This is a genomic window from Aliivibrio salmonicida LFI1238 (genome assembly GCF_000196495.1).
Classification (GTDB): Bacteria; Pseudomonadota; Gammaproteobacteria; order Enterobacterales; family Vibrionaceae; genus Aliivibrio; species Aliivibrio salmonicida.
Genome location: NC_011313.1, coordinates 542354 through 563145, shown reverse-complemented (window position 1 = coordinate 563145; position 20792 = coordinate 542354). Strand labels below are relative to the sequence as shown.

The window sequence follows — 20792 nt, the reverse complement described above, 5'->3', positions numbered from 1 at the left end:
ATTATTTGACTTAGCTTACTGAAAACAAAAAAAAAGTGCCTAACATTGTAGGCACTTTTTTCATTTCAATCTACTGCAGATATCACTAATGAGGACATTTCCAAGCAAAGGTGGGACTGCATTACCTATTTGCTTGGCCTGCTCTGTCGATGAACCATAAAAAACAAAGTCATCGGGAAAAGTTTGAAACCTTGCAGCGTGTCTCAGCGTCATGCCATGATTCTTCCAAGGATGAACAAAACGCCCTTTCGATGGGTTATTACAACCTGTAGTAATCGTATTACTTGGTTGATGTATAAAGATTCGACCATATACATCTTTATGACCTTTATACCCATTAGAATGGCATTTTAGTCGGTGCTGTTCTCCTGCATCTTCACGGCTACCATTTAATGGAGTATCAACAAAGCGTTTCACCATCATTTCGCTTGGTTTCATAAATACATTACATGGATCGTTTTTATCAACGTCAATACCAAACTCTAATTTTCGCAACGAATCTAAAGCTTGTTCTTCAGTTAATTTCGTTTTCTTTAAGAAATACTCTTTAACAAAACGATTTAAATACTTTTCAGGTACAGGTTCAAAAACCGTTGATGCAGTTTTCCAACAAGGCGCAAGTCCTGATGTTGGTGAAAAGTGAGTCGCTTCAGGTGGAAAACTAACTGTGCTTTTTATATCTTTTCTAACACCATGTATAAAAACTCTTTTTCTATTCTGAGGGACACCAAAATCTTTTGCGTTTAAAATACCGCAAAATGTTATTTCGTAGCCTTCTTTAGCTGCAAGCTGTAAAAATTTATTTAAAAAATCTTCATGTCGCTTCCATAATAAACCAGCTACATTCTCAACTAAAAAAGCTTTTGGCTGAAACTCATGAACAAATTCAAAATAGCGTAACAAAAGCGCATTTCTAGGATCATTCACGCCAGCATTATTAATTCTATGTGTTGAGAACCCTTGGCATGGTGGACCACCAAGAATTAAATCTAGTTCCCCTGCCTTTAAATTTAAAGACTCTCTCAAACCTGTAGGATCAACTAGATTAATATCTTCATTAAGAAGTTTAATTGGCTTCTTATCTTTCAAAATAAAATTTTTTTTATAAGTATTTGCAGCTGCCTTATCAAATTCTATTGCGGCCACAACCTCAACTCCAGCATTATGAGCTGAAAGAGTAAAACCACCTGCGCCGGCAAACAAATCTATTGCTTTTACTGTCATTAAAAATACCTACAAATTACTAACCGACACATTCTACCGAGTTATTTCATAATTACCATGCTTACTCAATTAAACGCTGATTATATAATCGTTCTATGTACTATTTGTACGATATAAAACATTGTTAAACACTGAACATGATCTATACTGTATAAAAACACAGTTAATATAGATTTTACTATGACTATCCGCAACTTAAAAGACAATTCAAAGAAACCTTGGTTATGCGAGTGCTACCCTACTGGCCGCGAAGGTAAGCGCATTCGTAAATGTTTTGCCACCAAAGGCGAAGCAACTACCTTTGAGCAGTACACAATGAAAGAGATTGATGATAAGCCTTGGCTTGGCGATAAACCTGAGCATCGTCGTTTATCTGCTCTCATTGAAATCTGGCTTACTATGTACGGCACAAACCTATCAAACGGCCAAGTTATCTATCAAAAATTTGAGCACATGGTTAAATCTATGGGTAATCCTGTTGCCTCTACTTTCACTGCAAACATGTATGCTGAGTTCCGCCGTAAACGTATGGCTGGTGAAATTATCTTTGTAGATAGTAAATGGCAAAAAGGTTCACCAAGTATTGCGACATTAAATTCTAAGTTAGCTCGTTTTAAAGCTGTATTTGAAAAGCTTAAAGAACTGGGCGAATGGAAAGGTCCAAACCCATTAGAAAGTATTAAGCCATTTCGTGATCATGAAAGACCAATGAGCTTTTTAGCAAAAGAAGAGATCGCCCTACTCCTTGCAAAAGTCTCGGACCATAAACGCCAAGATATGCTGAAAATAGTAAAGGTATGTCTATCTACTGGTGCGCGTTGGAATGAGGCAGCGCAATTAACGGGTAATCAGCTGTCTAAATTCAAGATCACTTATACCAATACGAATAATAACAAAATATCTGTCGCCACTTTGTCGCCATTTTCCATTTTTAGGCCAAAAAAAAGGCCGCTCAATGCGACCTTTAATTATTCGTTATTTCCGAAGTATCGAGTTATCACTCTTTACCGTAAACGTTATTCTCTTGCTCTTGTACACGGATGAAAGTTGTGCGCTTAGTTAGCTCACGAAGCTTTGCTGCGCCTACGTATGTACACGTTGAGCGTACACCGCCAAGAATGTCAGAAATCGTTGTATGAACGGAACCACGGTATGGCAATAACACAGTTTTACCTTCAGCTGCACGGTACTTAGCAACACCACCAGAGTGTTTGTCCATCGCGCTTTGTGAAGACATTCCGTAGAATTTCATGAATTGCTTACCGTCTTGCTCGATAACTTCACCGCCTGACTCTTCGTGACCTGCTAGCATACCGCCTAGCATTACGAAATCAGCACCGCCGCCGAACGCTTTAGAGACGTCACCAGCACATGAACAACCGCCATCACCGATAATACGACCACCAAGGCCATGCGCTGCGTCAGCACATTCAATGATTGCAGAAAGTTGTGGGTAACCAACACCTGTTTTAACACGAGTTGTACATACAGAGCCAGGGCCAATGCCCACTTTAACGATATCGGCACCAGCAAGGATAAGCTCTTCAACCATATCGCCAGTAACAACGTTACCTGCAGAGATGACTTTATCTGGAAATTCAGCACGTACTTTTTCTACGTATTGAACTAAATGCTCTGAGTAACCATTTGCGATATCAACACAAATGAAGATCAAATCATCAGTCAATGCCATGATATCTTTTGTTTTTTGGAAATCAGCGTCAGAAGTACCCGTAGAAACCATTGAGTTGTTAAGAACAGAAGCGTCGTTCTCTTTTACAAAACCAGCCCAATCTTCAACCGTGTAATGTTTATGAATCGCAGTCATCACACCATGCTCAGAAAGTGCCTTCGCCATAGCGAAACTACCTACAGAATCCATGTTAGCTGCAATTACAGGTGTACCAGACCATTGACGACCGCTATGCTTAAATGTAAACTCGCGGGTTAATTCGACTTGAGAGCGACTTTTCAGTGTTGAACGCTTAGGACGAAACAGTACATCTTTGAAGCCTAACTTTAATTCTTGTTCGATACGCATGATAAATTCCTCGTATAATCGATAATGGCTCTACTATCTCTTGTTGCCTTTGGCAGAAGGCAGTTAACAAACCAAGATGGCAGGCACAAAAAAACCGGGGCGCTGGCAGGCGCTCCGGTTTTCAGTATTATAGGGTCCGAAACTTATTTCGCAAGTCTGATAATTCATTTTTTTTTGTGATATTATTGATAAATCTGCAAACAATACAGCAACGACAACACAAAACCCCGCAACAAACAAAACAATCAACCAACAAATAAATTTAGACCATATAAATAACTAGCCGCATTTATTGAATCAACTGTCAAAAAGCAATAAAGGTAAACGTTTGCTATTTGAGCCAATAAAACATGAGTGATCTACTTCGCAAATTTTTAATGTATTCATGAATGTTAATGAAAAAAGTTGTGATATAATCTCGGAAAATTCACTTATTAATGACATTTAATTCATGAAGTTTCCTGGCCAACGTAAGTCTAAACACTATTTTCCTGTTCACACTCGCGATCCACTAGTGAATCAAATTAACCAAACACCAAAACTTGAGAGAACTCATCTTATTGGTGTTGGTCAAACAATTGTTGATATCGAAGCGAAAGTCGATGATGATTTTTTAGAACGTCATCAATTAAGTAAAGGCCATTCATTAGTTCTTGAAGAAGCGAAAGCCGAAGCATTGTATAAAGAACTCTTTGAAAGAAACTTAATAAGCCATGAATACCCTGGCGATACGATTGGTAATACCCTTCATAACTACTCAGTACTTGCCGACAGTAAATCTATTTTATTGGGTGTCATGAGTGAAAACATCAAAATCGGTTCTTACGCTTATCGTTACCTCTGTAACACGACAAGCCGTATGGACTTAGACCATTTACAACCGGTTCAAGGCCCTATTGGCCGCTGTTATACGTTGATCACTGAAGATGGCGAACGTACGTTTGCAATCAATGAAGGTGACATGAACCAACTGTGTCCTGCACACGTACCTGAACATATCTTTGATAAAGCCTCTGCATTAGTGATTTCTTCTTACCTTGTTCGAGGTAAAGAAGGCGACCCAATGATGGATGCCGTTCAAAAAGCGATTGATTGCGCGAAAGAGCACGGTGTTCCTGTCGTTTTAACGCTTGGCACAAAATACGTCATTGAAGGTAAAGCGGAATGGTGGCAGAAATTCTTGAAGGAAAATGTCACTGTTGTGGCAATGAACGAAGAAGAAGCAGAAGCGTTAACCGGTGAGAAAGACCCCCTACTCGCGGCGGATAAAGCCTTAGAATGGGTTGATTTAGTGCTTTGTACCGCAGGCCCTGTCGGTCTTTACATGGCTGGCTTCACTGAAGAAAGCATGAAACGTGAAACTGATAAACCACTTCTTCCTGGTAACATTCCTGAATTCAATCGTTTTGAATACAGCCGTCCAATGATGAAAGCATTCTGTACTAAACCAATTAAAGTCTCTTCTCACATTGCCCCTTACATGGGTGGCCCAATGGAGATTAAAAATACCAATGGTGCAGGCGATGCGGCATTGTCAGCATTACTGCACGACATGGCTGCCAACTTCTATCATAAAGAAAATGTGCCTAACTCAAGCAAGCATGATAAAGAATATTTAACTTATTCCTCTTTCTCTCAAATTTGTAAATACTCAAATCGCGCAAGCTACGAAGTGTTAACTCAGCACTCTCCACGTCTTTCTAAAGCAATGCCAGAGCGTGAAGATTGTTTAGAAGAAGCGTATTGGGAGCGTTAATCTCTCTACTATAGTTTTTATAAATAATAAAAATCCGACGTCATGCGTCGGATTTTTTGTATTTATTGATTCAACGTTCAGTCAGCCAATTTAAGTACGGTAAAGTACTTTAATCACATGCCAACCAAATTTGGTTTTCACTAAATGAGGCACTAACGTTTCACCACTAAAACACACTTTATCAAACTGCGGTACCATTTGGCCTTTTTTAAACTCACCCAAATCGCCCCCTTTTTTACCTGATGGACAGCTCGAATATTTCTTTGCTAGCACATGAAATTTTGCGCCTTTATTTAGCTGTTTGATGATGTCTTCAGCTTGCTCTTTATGTTTTACAAGAATATGTAGTGCTGATGCCGTATTAGCCATGAATGCCTCAAGATAATGTCATGTAAATATCGCGTAATTATACCGTTTATCCTTATACAAATGATACCCTCTCCTTTCAATGTCGTCTCAAAAAAACTACAATGGTCTCTATAAAAAGAAACTCCATTTACCTCATTAAAGGCTAGCATAGATGAAAAGTAAGGCGAACCAATCACAAGGTATGTTGCTATTTAAGCTTACGTTAACCCAACGTTTTGCTATTGGTACATTAAAAGTTCGCGAGATCGTTCCCTTTCAGGCATTAACGTCTATCCCTTATTCTCATCATCATGTATTAGGAACGGCAACGATCAGAAACATGGCGATTCCTATCATTGATATATCTGCTGCTGTGGGTTTTCGCCCCCTTCAAAAAGAAGAGTTCGACGATTGCTACATTATCATTACTGACTGTATGCGTACGGTCGTGGGATTTGCAGTAAGAGCCATTGATAAGATCATTGAATGCGATTGGAAAGCCATTGAACCCTCCCCAGAAACGGCAGGGAAAAATGTCTTTGTAACAGGAATAACACGAGTTGAAAATTCCATTGTGCAATTGCTTGATGTTGAATTGTTGCTTTCAAAAATCTTCCCTGAAGACACATCAAATTTATACCCAATTCTCTCCGATGTAGAAAGAGAAAAGCTCAAACCTTTGCAAATAATGCTCGTCGATGACTCTGTCGTTGCCAGAAAACAACTTTCTAGTGCCTTAGACAGTATTAACATTCCGTATCAGGTAGCAACCAATGGTTTAGATGCGTATGAAAGACTGAAACAAGCCTCTCAGGAGCAGAGACCATTTGATATTATTGTTAGCGACATTGAAATGCCCGGTTTGGATGGCTATGAATTGGCCTTTGAAATCCAAAATGACGTTCGTTTAAAAGACGCGTATATTATCTTACATACTTCACTTTCGAGCGAGATCTGTGTAGAACAAGCACACCAAGTCGGCGCACATGAAGCCCTAACCAAATTTGAGGCGACAGAGCTCGTCCAAGCAATGTTACGTGGCGCAAAACACAGAGAAAGTATTGTTTCGTCAATGCAGTAATAAACAGTTAATATAATAATAAACAATAGACACAAAAAAGCCGCTGTATTCTTTATACAATAACGATAAAGAATACGGCGGCTTTTTCATTTAATAGCGATAAAGTAAGCAGTCTTTACACTCTTAGAAATATAAACGGATCACCGAAACAGCAACACACCCTGGGCGGCGACATTTCTCGATCTCAACTTTTACTTCTGTTTCAATTTCTAAGCCACGTTTAATCGGCGTCACTGATAGCAGTGTGCTCCTTGAACGAATACGCTTACCTGCTTTTACTGGGTATGGGAAACGAACTTTGTTTAATCCGTAATTCACCGTCATTTTAGCAGTAGGGAAAAGTAAATTATCATTACCTACATTATCGGTCATCTTAGACAACATTGATAATGTTAAAAAGCCATGTGCAATAGTGGTTTTAAAAGGTGATTCTGCGGCGGCTCTTTCTGGATCGGTATGAATCCATTGTGGATCTTCTGTAACAGCACCAAAATTATTGATACGTTCTTGATCCATTACAGACCAACTGCCTACGTGAATTTCATCACCTAGTTGCGCAGTCAGTTCTTCGTATAGTGCTTGTGTATCTGCATTCATCTCAACAGGCTCTGGTTGAATAGCTTCTTGCGTACTATTAACGGTACGCTTGTGCTCTTTCACCCAAGAAATAATGTGAATATTATTGGCTTTTTGTAAAAACTCAATCCAGTAATCCTTAATGGTTGGTGACATCCAGTCTTTTAATTCAAATGGATGTTTCGCCAGATATTCACGCTTATGCTTCAGAAAATCGACAACCTTCATAGAGAAACCTTATTTGATATCTAATCGTAAAAACAATGCTTAATCGCCAGAAGTACAATTGTGTTACACGTCACGTTTTTTTGCAAATACTTCCGAGCTTACAAGTGTTCGCCAGAATCAACTTTATATCTATATAACAACAACTTGACATTAATGTACACTGTACAAAAAATTCAGTCATAAAAGCAAAAACTCACCATTCTTCTCATATTTGCTAATAATGTCGTAATAATAAAAATAATCACAAATTTGAAATTGATCCAAAATGCGATTCTCTTTTGTTTACATTCCTATTAAAATTTAGTGTAAAACTCATGAATTTTCCAATAAATTTACACGTTAACGGTAATTTTCATCGCTCACTTTCTTTTTAACATATAGAAAAATCTCTTTAAGCGATTATATATATCAATGACACCACATTACTTGCTCACCGTTAAATTATTGAAATAGGCGCTTTACCATAAGCTAACGTAGATCCCAATATTGATAAATACTCTCACGTCACGATGTATTAATCGGCGACACACCAACAACACGCGTCTTTTAGGTGAGAATACAAACAAGGTTATTACCTGTTCTATCATCCAAAATAAAAGCCCCCAAACTCAAGTAAGTCTGGAGGCTTTCTTTACTCTTTAAAAGTGAGAGCGTAAATTAACGCACTCAAGATTAACCGCGATAATAACGCTGAGGTACAAACGGCATTTTTTCAACGGTCATTGCTAATTTTTTGCCTCGAACTTCAGCGAACACTTCAGTGCCAATAACAGCAAGATCGGTTCTTAAGTATCCCATTGACACCGGTTTACCTGCTGTCGGACCTGCAGTACCAGAGGTTATAACACCAATTTCAGTATCATTCGCATCGAACAATTTACAGCCCTCACGAACAGGGGCTTTAGTTTGACCAACCAAACCAACTCGTTTGCGGTTCACATCTTTGGTTTCTATTTGCTTAAGAATGATATCAGCACCAGGGAAACCACCGGCTCTTTCACCGTCCGCACGACGGTTCTTACTGATACCCCACAACAAGCTTGCTTCAACTGGTGTGGTGGTGGTATCTAAATCATGACCGTATAAACACAGACCGCACTCTAAGCGCAGTGAATCACGCGCACCAAGACCAATCCATTCCACTTCTTCAAATGACGTTAATGTCTCTGCTAGTTCTGCTGCTTTATCATTGGGTACAGAAACTTCATAACCATCTTCGCCAGTATAACCAGAGCGGCTAACATAACATTCGATGCCATTAATATCGATCGTGATTGAATCCATGAACAACATGTTTGCCACAGCAGGTTGAAGCCTTGATAACACATCTGCGGCTTTTGGTCCTTGAAGTGCGAGTAAAGCACGATCTTCAATCACTTCAAGTTCAACGTCTTTTGGTAAGTGGGCTTGTAAATGCGCAATATCTTGTTCTTTACATGCCGCATTCACCACCACAAACAGATGATCACCAAAATTAGCCACCATCAAATCATCCATAATGCCGCCTTCTTCGTTAGTGAAGAACGCATAACGTTGTTTCTGAGAAGGAAGGTCAATAATATCAACAGGTACTAGAGCCTCTAAAGCAGCAGCTGCCCCATCACCTTTTAATCGCAGTTGTCCCATGTGCGATACATCAAACAACCCCGCCGAATCACGTGTATGAAGGTGTTCTTTTTTCACACCAAGTGGGTACTGGACAGGCATATCATAACCGGCAAATGGCACCATTTTTGCGCCAGCAGCTACGTGCATATCAAAAAGTGCAGTTTTATTTAGTTGTTCTGACATTCTTCTTTCTCCATGTGCCATCACTGGCTGATTTAATCGTTATTGTTCTAATTAACCTGAATTCTGGATAAGGCTGAACTAATTGCCCACCTAACGATCAGATCTTTCGACCAAGAATTATTTGAACGTATTTTAAAAGGTGGGCAAGATGAATAAATTAGTTGATATATTTTGTGATGTCGATGATTTTTGTTATCAATTCTTATCTCAATGGGAAAAATACCTTGTTGAGGCTAGTGAGAGAAAAAGAAAACGTCAGTCAGTAATGTCTACTAGTGAATGTATGACTATTGTCATCGCTTTTCATCAATCAAATCATAGAGATTTCAAGAACTTCTATATCGGGTTAGTTCATCAATATTGGAAAGGATACTTTCCAAATTTACTTAGCTACACTCGATTTGTGAGCAAAATGCCTAGCCTAATCGCCCCAATGTGTGCCTATTTTCAATCTATCAAAGGTAAGCCGACTGGCATTGCTTTTGTTGACTCCACGAGTCTTAAAGTATGCCATAACATTCGAATTCCTCGCCATAAAGTCTTTGATGGTGTTGCGAAAAGAGGAAAAGGTACCATGGGATGGTTTTTCGGCTTCAAACTTCATTTATTGATTAACCATCTTGGAGAAATTATTTCGCTGAAAATCACAGCTGGCAATGTAAATGATAGGACTCCTGTACCTGATTTATGCAAAGAACTCTCGGGGAAATTGTACGCTGATAAAGGGTACATAGGTAAAAAGTTGAGTGAGAGCTTAAAGAACTCTGATGTCGATTTAGTGACTACCTCGCGAAAAAACATGAAAGCAAAAGAGATAAGTGCTTTTGATAAGGCTATGTTATCAAAGAGATACATTATCGAAACGATAAATGACCAATTGAAGAATATCTCTCAAATTGAACATAGCCGTCATCGTAGCGTGACTGGTTTCATGCTAAATGTAATTTCAGGCGTTGTGGCTTATTGTTTAAAAAAACAAAAGCCACGAATTAAGCTATCAGAATGTGAATTTGAACTAATCCTCGCTTAAAGCATGTTTTATCCAGAATTCAGGTTAGGTTAGATTATCTAATAGATTATTGATACGAGTATAGGCTCGACTTAAGCGGAGTTCTTTGTCTATCAACTCATTTTCAATCGTTCCTTGCTCTTGAACTACAAAATCAAAATGCTCGGATAAACACAATAACTCATTAGTACCAGAGAATTTTGCGCCACGCTTTCTTTCTACATACTGTTGAGTCGATAGCAATAAGGTTTGAATCGGTTTAATCACACTTTGATTAAACCCCAATAATAGAATTAATAAAAACAAAACACTGCTAATAATAAATAGCGTAACATTTCTAACTAAGGTATTCATGACCCCTTGATAAGCGTCATCAAGAGGTAAAGCAATAACAATTTGACTGTGATTATTTAAATCATCAGGAAATAGAGGAACGCTAACCGCAAGAAGTGAAATGCCTTTCTTGTCTTTCGTTTCAAAAATAAACGGTTCATTAATGTTTACTCGTTGTTGAATAGAGGACGGGATCTTTCCTTCATAGCGTGTAATCGTATTGTTATTTGAAGTAATAATATTACTATTATTATCAACTAATACCGCCACGGTATTCTCGGGTAAGCGGAATCTCGCTAATCGCTTACTCCACCAATCTAATGAAATAACCGCAACAACCGCACCAACAACATCCCCTTCAGTACCGTAAACAGGATAAGCAAAATTAACAGAGGCTTTTTGAACCACACGATCAATCAGAAAACCACTTACTGTGAATTCTTTCTCATTTATCGCTTTTTGAAAATATTCCCGATCGGTAATATTGATGTCTTTATTTAACGCGATGGCTGTGCAATTTAGGTTTCCTATCTTGTTTGGCACACCGATGTTTGCATAACTAATCGTTAACTTAAGCGCTTGCTGGACTGTTTGTATACACAATAAGGAAGTCGGATCTTTAATGCTGTCCATTTGGCTTAATTGAGAAAGAAAGACTTTCGCTTCACTTACAAGCTCAAGCTGTTCATAAGCCAAACTTGTCGCTATTTGTAATGCTTCTTTTTCTACGTCTTCTTTTGCGGTTCGGTATTCATAAAAAATATTAGACGAGACGATGATCCCAGCGGGGACTAATGAAAAAAGAATAATCATCCAAAGTTTAGTTTTTAATGAGTGATAAAACTGCATGTAAATCGATATCCTTGATCATTAATTTTCATTCGATTTATACCATATTCAATATTTTCTATAATTTTTATAAGGTTAATAACAAAAACATACTATTTACTCGCCTTTATCCTTAATCAATACACTTACGTTATACACGATACATAGTATGGTTAAAATCTACGCCCTTTCAAACAATATAACAACATGAAGCACGTAACTTTTAACGAGTTATATTTATAAAAATAACCGACTATCACAAAATTACATTAATTCGTTCATTTCATTAAACGTACATGCAAATTTATCGTTTATTTTTCGTTGAAAATTAAGTAGGCTTAAGCTTCACAGTATACAATTCGATTAGGCTAACATGACTGAACCTAAAATCCCTTTAATCATCTCTGGTATTGCTACTGCTCTTTTAATAGGGGTTATTGCCATCAGTCATTATGTGGGTTTTGATTCTATATCTGACCTTTTTTTTGAAGGTGCCATGCTGATCTTATTGAGCTATATATTTCTTACTGTTAAATCCCATTTAACCCTATATCCAAAGCTTCTTATTGGTGCTTACTTACTTTTATTTAACAAGTCTTATGATTTACTAACAGAAATTCCTTTTTTGGATCACTACGCTGATAATAATGAAATATCGGATACCTTGCTTGACGACGGTACGTTATTACTCGCTTTTTTACTGATTGCTGTCGGGTTAACAAACATTGTAAAAAGCCTCATTAAAGAAAGCATGAAAGACGATTTGACCGGGCTCTATAATCGTAAGAAATTCCCTGAAATCAAACTATCCTCATTTGATCTTATCTATTTTGATTTAAATGGATTAAAACAAGTGAACGATATTAAAGGCCACGCCGTCGGTGATTTAATGATCATTCGCTTCGCTCAAATATTAAAGGCAAGTTGCTTAAAGCAAGAAATGGCCTTTCGCATCGGTGGTGATGAATTTATCGTCACGATCGATTCAGAACGAGCAAAAGACTATATTAACGACGTATATACCTCATTAAATAATGAACCAATTTCATTCTCATACGGGATTGAAAAAGCAACGAAAGAAAACTTTGAAGAAGCATTAATACAATCAGATAAAGCGATGTATAAAATGAAAAAAGCACTAAAAAAGAGCACCTAAAGTGCTCAAATTTCATATTGATAAACTAACTAATAGAACAATTAACGTCCCATCAATTCAAGTAACCCTTCACTTGCCTGCTTTGGCGATGTTGCATGGCAAATTGCCGACACTAAAGCAATACCATCCACTTGAGTATCTGCTACTTTCTTAATGTTCGTTTCGTTAATGCCACCAATAGCCACAAGAGGAAGTTTACTTTCTTTAACGGCTTTCGTTAAACCGTCAATGCCCCACTCTTTAATAATATTAGTCTTAGTTGGCGTAGAAAATATCGCACTGATACCAAGGTAATCAACAGGTAGATCTTGCGCTTCACGCAACTGCGTTTCATTTTCAACAGACAACCCTAAAATCATATCAGGGCCAATCAATTGGCGAGCAAGGTTTGCAGGCATATCGGATTGACCTAAATGCACTCCATCCGCTCTCACCGCCAATGCCACATCAACACGATCATTTATGATTAATGGTACACCACTGTCTTTTAATACATTCTTTACTGCAATTGAACGTTCAATAAATGCGCGTATATCTCCGTGTTTTTCACGGATCTGTACCATGGTGACACCTCCTTTAACTGCCTCTTTTACTACATTACATAAGGTGTCTATATCTTGCTTGTCATCTGTCACCAAATACAGTTTATAAGGGTTATTCATGCTTATTACCTATGCATTAACTGTTAATTTTAATCGATTCATCAACGTCTCTTCATCTAACTGATATAGCGTATCTAATAGATTTATTTGCAAGCTACCTGGGCCTGCTGATTGCTCTGCGGCGATTTCCCCTGCAACGCCTAAAACAGCTGTCGCAGCAACCCCTGAATGATCACCTATTGCCGCAAAAGCCCCAGTTAATGCGGTATGAGTACAACCCATACCCGTAACAAAAGGCATCATCGCATGACCATTATTCAGTTTATACTGTGCCTCTTTTGTGACAACGTAATCGGTTTCGCCCGAAATAACGACGCTACATTGATACTGCTGCGCGACATAACAAGCCGCACCTAATGCAGAATCACTGCTGTCTAATGCATCTACGCCTTTGCTTTGTGCGTTTTCACCTGCTAATGCGATGATCTCAGAGGCATTACCTCGAATAATCAGTGTATTCGCGGCTTCTGCGATTTGACGAGCGGTTTGGGTACGAAGTTGACTTGCACCACATCCCACTGGATCAAGCACCACCACTTTATTATTAAGGTTTGCTTGCTCTACCGCGAAATGCATTCTTGGTGTCCATACGCTGTCTAATGTACCGATGTTAATCACCAACGCACCAGAGAAACTCATCATCTCTGCCATTTCTTGTTGGCTGTGCGCCATGATTGGTGAAGCACCTAGCGCCAATAACGCATTCGCAGTGTTATTCATCACGACGTAGTTGGTAATGTTTACAACTAACGGTTTTTTCTCGCGTAACATTGCCAATGCTTCAATAATTTCTTGCGTGTTCATGATTGTCATTGTTCTTCCTTAATTCGTTCGCTTATTCATTAATAGAGTACTAATCATCAACAATTAGGCTTCATCTAATCCTTGCTGCCAAAACGCCACTTCCATCCGAGTCGCCGTTTTAAAAATATGACACAAACGCTGCCCACGCTGACTATCAAGGTCGATATCGGCAAGCAATTCATCTAACTGTGTAATGCTTTTTTGCACGCCTGATTGAAACTCTTCACCACCATACATCTTGATCCAATTCGCATACGGATTGCCTTCAAGCTTAGTTGATTCTCTTGCTAGTAGCTGCGCGCCAATCACACCATAACCAATCGAACACGGTGCTAATGCTGCGTATAAATCAATGACATCACCAGACATGCCAGTATCTAATACAAATCGAGTGTAAGCGACCGTGCCAAAAGCTTCTGGCTCTGCTTCCATCTCTAATTCTGACACGCCCCACTCACCACAATAAGTCACATGGTGTGCAATTTCAGAACTCAATAACGCTTGTACACTCGGTAACGCCATTCGCATTTCCGCTAACGTTCTCGCTTTATAAATCGCTAAGGCATACGCTCTGGTGTACTGCTTTAAAAACAAAAAGTCTTGCTTTAAATAATGTAGAAATGACGAATGCGCCAACTCTCCAAGCGCTAATTGTTGAACGAAGCTATGCTCGGTATATTCGGTCCACTCGTTTTGACACGCTTGAATTAAGTCTTGATGATTCATACTGATTCTCTAAAAATAAACAGGGAAAATGGATTACAACACCGGCACAAAATCTTGGGCTTTAGGTTGTGTTTTTATGATCTTATGCTCGAACATAAATTCAGAGAAGCGATTGTAGCGTTCTAAATCAACCGCTGATGGGCGTAAGGCAAAACGCGTTAACGTGTCATTCCATGCGCGTTTATTTAATTCATTGTTTAGAGTGTCTGGCGCGTAAGAAACAAAGGTTTTCCACGATTCATCAGGGTGATTCACAATAAACTGTGTCGCTTTTTCGATAGCGTGGTTAAATTTCTTTAGCGCATCGGCATCGTACGTCTTAGCGTTCGCAACAAAAACAAGCTCATCATACGAGGGCACACCGTGCTCTTCTGGGAAAAACGATTTCGCTTTGTAGCCTTCTAATGCCAATTGATTGGTTTCGAAATTACGTAATCCTCCCCAAATAGCATCCACTTTTCCTGAAGCTAATGACGACGATAATGCCCAGCCTACATTGATGATTTTAACCTCAGAGAAATCAACCCCTTCTGTATTCAGCATCGTTCCTATCGTAGCGTCTTCATTACCCGCAATCGCAATACCAATCTTCTTGCCTTTCAAATCAGCTAAAGAATTTATCTTGCCGTTATCAAGTACCATTAAGGTGTTTAATGGCGTAGCGATAAGGGTAGCTGAACGAATTAACGGTAAACCTGCCGCTACATCAATCGTTAAACTGGTTTGGTAAGAAATGGCTAAATCAATGTTATTGGCCGCCACTAATTTTGCCGGCATGCTTGGATCGGCGGGTTCTTGAATCGTCACATTTAGGCCTTCCTCTTTGAAGTAGCCTTTTTGTTGTGCGATAACCACTGGCCCATGGTTCGGATTTACAAACCAATCCAACATTAATGTCATCGCTTTATCTTCCGCGCTTGCCATCATGGAGTAGCTTGAAATAAGCAGAGCCATCGCCCCTTTAATTACTCTATTTTTCATTATTCAATGAGTCCTTTTATTATGAATTTATTTATCGTGTTGCCACGGTATGAGTTTTTGAATCAATACATCCGCAAGAAAATACAAACTGACGGATAGCGCCGCGAGAATGAATAACGCAGCAAACATTTCATCTATCATCATTCGAGCATTCGCTTGCAGCATTAAATAGCCGAGGCCTTCGCTTGAGCCTACCCATTCTCCAACTACCGCACCAATAGGCGCGACAACAACAGCAACACGGATACCCGACGCTAACGCAGGTAAAGCCGCAGGTAAGCGAACGTATTTTAATAATTGCCATTTTGATGCACCCATCGTGTGGGCTAAATCAAGATAACCACTTGGGGTATTTCGCAGCCCGTCATAACAACAGGTAGTCACAGGGAAAAAGATAATTAATGCCGCCATCACGACCTTTGATGCGATGCCATAACCCAGCCACAACATCAAAATAGGCGCGATAGCAAAAACAGGGATCGCTTGGCTCGCAATTAAAATTGGCAATAACCAACGTCGAAGTGGATCAAACAACAGCATTTGAAGCGCAAATAGCAGCCCCATAGAAAGGCCCAAACCAAGACCAAGTAAGATCTCTTGAGCCGTTACCCATGAATGAGCAAGTAGCACATCGTATCGCTGTATTAATTTAGTAAAGACAGCCAATGGATTCGGTAAAATGAAGCTTGGTAAAGCAAAAACTATTACGATGAATTGCCAAAACCCGAGAATAACCACCGCACTGATTAAGATTCTTATCATGGATTTCACGCTTTGTAGCATTGGTTTTGACGTTACCTTTCCTATCGTTGCTGATGTCGAATTTATAAGGAATGATTTAGACATAATCGACCTCTAAGGTATCAATTATCTGTTGTTGAAGTGCAGCTAGCTCAGCATCAATCTTTCGAGGTATCTGCGTACTAGGGACAGGTAAAGAGACCGCTGAAGCAGGTTGTCCTTGCATGATATAAACCGCATCACTCAGTCTTAACGCTTCTTGTGGATCATGCGTGATCAATAAAACGGTTTTATCTGCTAGCACTTGAGCAGCAAGATCTTGCAGACGATAACGAGTGACGGCATCTAATGCGGAAAAAGGTTCATCCATTAATACCATTGGTTTGTCTTGCATTAATGTTCGAGCTAACGCCACACGCTGGCGCATCCCGCCCGATAATTGTGACGGCATCGCAAACGCATGCGCTTTTAACCCAACTAACTCTAAAAGTTCATGCGCTCTGTGTTTATCCGAATTCGGTTTGGTTGAATTAAAGCGGGAGTTCGTTGCAAACTTATCGGCAAAGCAGACGTTATCTATTACGTTTAGCCACGGCATCAATAAATCTTGTTGCGCCATGTACGCAATATTGCCTTCTAATACGTCTACGCCATCAATCGAAACATCCCCTGACCACACCACTTTATCGGTCAATAATCCGGCGAGATAACGCAATATCGACGTTTTTCCACAGCCACTCTTTCCTAATATGGCGGTCCATTTTCCTTTAGGAATCGTCATGTTTAGATTGAAAATAATAGGGTATTCGCTGTCTTTATATTGTAACGTCCCATTAGAAATGACGGCACCAATGCGATTATTCATCCCCATTACTCTGGAGTATGTAAAGCAAAAAAGTGATTCACAGGCCCATGTCCCTGACCAATATTCAGTTCATCGGCATGGATAATGGCTTGAGTAATGTATTGCTTACCTAATGCTACCGCAGCCAGTAATTCATGACCTTGCGCTAAATACGAAGCAATCGCTGACGATAACGTACAGCCCGTGCCGTGTGTATTGCGAGTTTCAATTCGAGGTGTCGATAAGCGTTCTATGGAATCAGATAAAATCAGTAAATCGGTACTGTTTTCATCCTTTTCTAAATGCCCGCCTTTCAGTAAGACTGATTTAGCACCTAATTGACGAAGTTCATCAATCATTGCCGTCATTTCAGCTTCACTTTCGGGAACTTTAGCATTAATGAGTGCCGCCGCTTCAGGAAGGTTTGGCGTGATAACATCGGCAAGGGGAAGCAGTTCAGATTTAAGGCTATCAATAGCTGATGCTTGCAGAAGAAGATCACCGCTGGTCGCGACCATAACAGGGTCAACCACAAGATAGCGAGGAGAGTATTGTTTTATTTTTTTCGCAACAGAGCGGATAATATCAGAATCACTTAACATGCCGACTTTAACGGCGATAACATTCAAATCAGAGAAAACAGCATCAAGTTGCTGCTCAACAAATTCACTGCTGATTGGATAAATGCCCGTAACGCCTTGCGTATTTTGAGCCGTTAATGCGGTAATAACAGAACACGCATAACTGCCGGTTGCAGAAATTGCTTTAATGTCGGCTTGGATGCCTGCACCGCCGCCACTGTCAGAGCCAGCAATGGTTAATACAATCGGTGTGGTAGAAGATAATGTCGATAAAAGTGCGGTAGTGTGTAACGAAGGCATACTTATTTTCCCTAACTAACGGTCAGGAAAAACAGTCACATGAGATAAAGATACCGAATAGGTGCTATCTCATTAAAAGAAACCAATCAGAGAAATCGTTTCAAGAAGACCATTAGTTCCCTACGTCAGTACTAACTGAATCAGGTTCAACGGGTTCGCTATTGCGATCTCAGCCTATTGGCTCCCCGACTAATGCCGTCATACTATCACTAATCGATTTGTAAATAGTATGCTTTTTTATGAGAATGCTAACTAGAGTAAACTAATTCTCAACTTATGAATTAAGTTTGGATACTAATTGAGCAACAATGGTTTTACGCATATCAGAAAGCTTAGGCGCTTCTCCGGCTTGCCATGGCAATGGACGCATTAGATTCATGGTTCTTAATCCAAAACGGGCCGTTAATAAACCAATCCCCAAACCCTGTGCTGCTCTGGTTGATAATTTACCTGCAAGGCCCGTTGATAACATATCAACACCAACGTCCGTCACCATTTCGGTTGCTCCGGCAAATGCCATATTTTGCAGTACCATTTTGAACAAACGTAAACGACCCCAATAACCTAACTCAACACCATAAACTTGAGAAACCTGCTCGATTAATCGAATATTACGCCACGCAACCAACAACATATCCACCACGGCTAATGGACTTAATGCCACCATTAACGCTGATTCACCTGCATGTTTACTAATTAATGCTTTGGCTCGTTTATCTTGCTCGACCACAACCATGCTGTCGTACATTTCAAACACTTCAGCGTTGTTATGATGTGATTCAATGCTGTTCTGCCAACGAGAAAACTCGGCAGTATGAGTGGTTAGCCCTTTTTTAGCTAACGTTTCACAGAACGGTTTTGCCTGACCAATGCCATTGCCTTCCATCAATTCGGTGGCTTGATGTTGGATCTCGGCACGGTTTTTAAGTTTACGTAGCGTCCATAGTTCACGACCAATGGCCGTCACCCCCATTAACGCCGCTAAACTGATTAATCCCGCCCAACCCAATGATAAGAAATCAGCGGTTTGAATCGCGGTAATAACATGATCAACACTTTGCCATACTGTTAATCCAAGGAATCCACCAATCAGTGTTTTAATACTCCAGTGGGTTTTCTTTTTCACTAATGGCGTTTCAATATCAAGATCATCCAATTCACTTTCTTCTTCAATGGCTTGAGGAATAAAAGTTTGTGTTTCTTCGAACAATTTTTGAGTATTCAGCGATTCTGTTGTCTGCTCATTTTCTGTAAATTGAGGCTCAGATTGAAATACGCGCTGCTTTTTTAATTCACTCATACTAATTTGTCTCCTAATAAGAACTGCATCGCTTTATCCATACGGATATGTTGTAGCGGTTTATCAGTCTCACTTTCTAACGGCTGAAAACTCATGAAATTAAAAGGTTTTGTTTCCCAATACGCTTTACTTGGAATACGTTTAGGCACCTCCCCCGGAAACATCATCATCGGTTTTTGATCGGCGGTGATCCCTGATATTGCGGAAAATAATTCACCGTCGTCCTCAATCATTCCCGCGGTTGTTGCTTGAATTGAGGCAATGCTCATGCACTCCATTTTAATGCCTTCGTAAGCGGTTTCTTGCCATGTTTGATGGATCATTTGTTGCAACAGCGACACCATGTTGGGGTGCTGTTCAGGCGTAACGTGATCGGCTTTGGTGGCAGCAAACAACACTTTATCTATCTTTGGTGAAAACAAACGTTTAAGGATTGAGCTTTTGCCATACTGGAAACTACGCATCAACTGATCGACCGCTTGGCGCATGTCATTAAATGATTGTTCACCCGCATTCAGAGGCTGTAAGCAGTCAACCAATACAATTTGACGATCAAAATGTCTAAAATGCTCGTTATAAAACTTTTTCACTACCTGTTGTTGGTAGTGCTGATAACGCTTTTTAAGCACAGCGATGTTTGAATCTTTCTTCGATTTTGCCAACTCTTCTTCTGTGTATTTATGCAAAAACATAAAAGGAAAGAATTGCAAAACAGGCGCGCCTGCTAACTCACCCGGTAAAACAAATCGCCCCGGTTGCACCCAATGTAATCCTTTTGAATCTTTACAGGTATGAAGATATTGAGTAAACGCATCCGCAATATGCGCAAGCTGTTTTTCATCAACAGGCGCAAGAGGATCAAGCTGCTGAGCTTCTTTTAACCATTCTTCAGATAGCACTTTTCTATGCCCTGTTAAATTCGCCTGCTGTTGCTTAGACCACTCAATATAATCCATATCTAATAACGGTAAATCCAATAACCATTCACCCGGATAATCGACAATATCCACATACAATGTTGCATTGTCTTTAAGGTGTTTTAGTATGCCTGATTTAGGTTTGAATTTGATGGCTAAACGAAGTTCACTCACATCACGAGTAGGCTCTGGCCATGTTGTTGGTTCTGATAACAATGACGCCATACCATCATCATAAGTGAAGCTTGGAATGGACAAATTTGATTGCGGTATGCGTTTCGCCCCAATCATGCGACCTTCGCGAGTCACTGACAATAAAGGCAACTTATCGCTTGAACCCGCATGCAAACATTGATTAACCAAAGAGGTAATAAATGCAGTCTTACCTGCGCGCGATAGCCCTGTAACCGCCAATTTGACGTGGCGATCCATGCTTCGGTTAACTAATTTATTCATTTCTTTGGTTAATCTGCTCATTCATATTTCTCTCTTTTCTATAAACAACAAATGGAGTGTACAGAACTGATTCTGAACACCCCATGAACAAGATAGTAATCCTATGTGT

Annotated in this window: 19 protein-coding genes, 1 pseudogene and 1 riboswitch; of the genes and pseudogenes, 5 read left to right on the top strand and 15 right to left on the bottom strand. The window is 39.7% G+C overall.

The window, feature by feature from the left end; genetic code table 11:
- Positions 1-60 precede the first annotated feature (60 nt).
- The gene (locus tag VSAL_RS18710; RefSeq protein WP_012551833.1) at positions 61-1224 is read right to left on the bottom strand and encodes a DNA cytosine methyltransferase; all 1164 of its coding nucleotides are present in this window, start codon (positions 1222-1224) and stop codon (positions 61-63) included.
- Between the two features lie 180 nt (positions 1225-1404).
- Here VSAL_RS18710 and VSAL_RS18705 point away from each other — a divergent pair.
- Positions 1405-2121: pseudogene (locus VSAL_RS18705) on the top strand (phage integrase); the annotation flags it as partial.
- Positions 2122-2221: 100 nt separating this feature from the next.
- On the opposite strand, the gene VSAL_RS18700 reads toward VSAL_RS18705, so the two are convergent.
- A complete protein-coding gene (locus VSAL_RS18700; protein ID WP_012551832.1) occupies positions 2222-3265 on the bottom strand; it encodes a GMP reductase in 1044 nt (347 codons plus the stop codon).
- Between the two features lie 451 nt (positions 3266-3716).
- Between VSAL_RS18700 and VSAL_RS18695 the strand changes: the two genes are divergently transcribed.
- Positions 3717-5021, top strand: a complete 1305-nt coding sequence (locus VSAL_RS18695) for an inosine/guanosine kinase (protein ID WP_012551831.1) — start codon at positions 3717-3719, stop codon at positions 5019-5021.
- Positions 5022-5111: 90 nt separating this feature from the next.
- Here VSAL_RS18695 and VSAL_RS18690 read toward each other — a convergent pair whose 3' ends face one another.
- Positions 5112-5390: a peptidylprolyl isomerase gene (locus VSAL_RS18690; protein ID WP_012551830.1), complete on the bottom strand. Its 279-nt coding sequence runs from the start codon at positions 5388-5390 to the stop codon at positions 5112-5114.
- A gap of 151 nt (positions 5391-5541) precedes the next feature.
- On the opposite strand from VSAL_RS18690, the gene VSAL_RS18685 reads away from it, so the two are divergent.
- Positions 5542-6450, top strand: a complete 909-nt coding sequence (locus VSAL_RS18685) for a chemotaxis protein (RefSeq protein ID WP_012551829.1) — start codon at positions 5542-5544, stop codon at positions 6448-6450.
- 123 nt (positions 6451-6573) lie between these two features.
- Here VSAL_RS18685 and VSAL_RS18680 read toward each other — a convergent pair whose 3' ends face one another.
- Together VSAL_RS18680 and gcvT are read right to left on the bottom strand one after the other, a co-directional pair.
- Positions 6574-7254 (bottom strand): MaoC family dehydratase, encoded by a 681-nt coding sequence (locus VSAL_RS18680; RefSeq protein WP_012551828.1) that lies wholly within the window; start codon positions 7252-7254, stop codon positions 6574-6576.
- 672 nt (positions 7255-7926) lie between these two features.
- The gene (gene gcvT / locus VSAL_RS18675; RefSeq protein WP_012551827.1) at positions 7927-9045 is read right to left on the bottom strand and encodes a glycine cleavage system aminomethyltransferase GcvT; all 1119 of its coding nucleotides are present in this window, start codon (positions 9043-9045) and stop codon (positions 7927-7929) included.
- 148 nt (positions 9046-9193) lie between these two features.
- Between gcvT and VSAL_RS18670 the strand changes: the two genes are divergently transcribed.
- Positions 9194-10075 (top strand): IS982-like element ISVsa6 family transposase, encoded by an 882-nt coding sequence (locus VSAL_RS18670; protein ID WP_012548944.1) that lies wholly within the window; start codon positions 9194-9196, stop codon positions 10073-10075.
- A 24-nt stretch (positions 10076-10099) separates the two neighbouring features.
- Here the strand turns inward: VSAL_RS18670 and VSAL_RS18665 are convergent, their stop codons facing one another.
- Positions 10100-11236, bottom strand: coding sequence for a cache domain-containing protein (locus tag VSAL_RS18665; RefSeq protein WP_044583563.1), 1137 nt, complete (start codon positions 11234-11236; stop codon positions 10100-10102).
- A 352-nt stretch (positions 11237-11588) separates the two neighbouring features.
- On the opposite strand from VSAL_RS18665, the gene VSAL_RS18660 reads away from it, so the two are divergent.
- Positions 11589-12371, top strand: coding sequence for a GGDEF domain-containing protein (locus VSAL_RS18660; protein WP_012551826.1), 783 nt, complete (start codon positions 11589-11591; stop codon positions 12369-12371).
- Between the two features lie 41 nt (positions 12372-12412).
- Here the strand turns inward: VSAL_RS18660 and thiE are convergent, their stop codons facing one another.
- The 9 genes from thiE to VSAL_RS18615 all read right to left on the bottom strand — a co-directional run bounded on the left by thiE (position 12413) and on the right by VSAL_RS18615 (position 20704).
- A complete protein-coding gene (thiE, locus tag VSAL_RS18655; RefSeq protein WP_012551825.1) occupies positions 12413-13033 on the bottom strand; it encodes a thiamine phosphate synthase in 621 nt (206 codons plus the stop codon).
- A 9-nt stretch (positions 13034-13042) separates the two neighbouring features.
- The gene (gene thiM, locus VSAL_RS18650) at positions 13043-13846 is read right to left on the bottom strand and encodes a hydroxyethylthiazole kinase (RefSeq protein WP_083799315.1); all 804 of its coding nucleotides are present in this window, start codon (positions 13844-13846) and stop codon (positions 13043-13045) included.
- 54 nt (positions 13847-13900) lie between these two features.
- Positions 13901-14563 (bottom strand): thiaminase II, encoded by a 663-nt coding sequence (gene tenA, locus VSAL_RS18645; protein ID WP_012551823.1) that lies wholly within the window; start codon positions 14561-14563, stop codon positions 13901-13903.
- A gap of 33 nt (positions 14564-14596) precedes the next feature.
- The gene (locus VSAL_RS18640; RefSeq protein ID WP_012551822.1) at positions 14597-15544 is read right to left on the bottom strand and encodes an ABC transporter substrate-binding protein; all 948 of its coding nucleotides are present in this window, start codon (positions 15542-15544) and stop codon (positions 14597-14599) included.
- A 27-nt stretch (positions 15545-15571) separates the two neighbouring features.
- Positions 15572-16390 carry an ABC transporter permease gene (locus VSAL_RS18635; protein WP_012551821.1) on the bottom strand — a complete coding sequence of 273 codons (819 nt, stop codon included), beginning with the start codon at positions 16388-16390 and terminating at the stop codon, positions 15572-15574.
- Positions 16383-17156, bottom strand: coding sequence for an ABC transporter ATP-binding protein (locus tag VSAL_RS18630; RefSeq protein WP_012551820.1), 774 nt, complete (start codon positions 17154-17156; stop codon positions 16383-16385). Before VSAL_RS18630 ends, VSAL_RS18635 begins: the two co-directional genes overlap by 8 nt.
- Positions 17156-18010, bottom strand: a complete 855-nt coding sequence (gene thiD, locus VSAL_RS18625; protein ID WP_012551819.1) for a bifunctional hydroxymethylpyrimidine kinase/phosphomethylpyrimidine kinase — start codon at positions 18008-18010, stop codon at positions 17156-17158. The genes VSAL_RS18630 and thiD overlap by 1 nt, the downstream gene beginning before the upstream one ends.
- 100 nt (positions 18011-18110) lie before the next feature.
- Positions 18111-18208: riboswitch (TPP riboswitch) on the bottom strand.
- 76 nt (positions 18209-18284) lie between these two features.
- Positions 18285-19310, bottom strand: coding sequence for a YcjF family protein (locus VSAL_RS18620; RefSeq protein WP_012551818.1), 1026 nt, complete (start codon positions 19308-19310; stop codon positions 18285-18287).
- Positions 19307-20704, bottom strand: a complete 1398-nt coding sequence (locus VSAL_RS18615) for a YcjX family GTP-binding protein (RefSeq protein ID WP_012551817.1) — start codon at positions 20702-20704, stop codon at positions 19307-19309. Before VSAL_RS18615 ends, VSAL_RS18620 begins: the two co-directional genes overlap by 4 nt.
- Between the last annotated feature and the right edge of the window lie 88 nt (positions 20705-20792).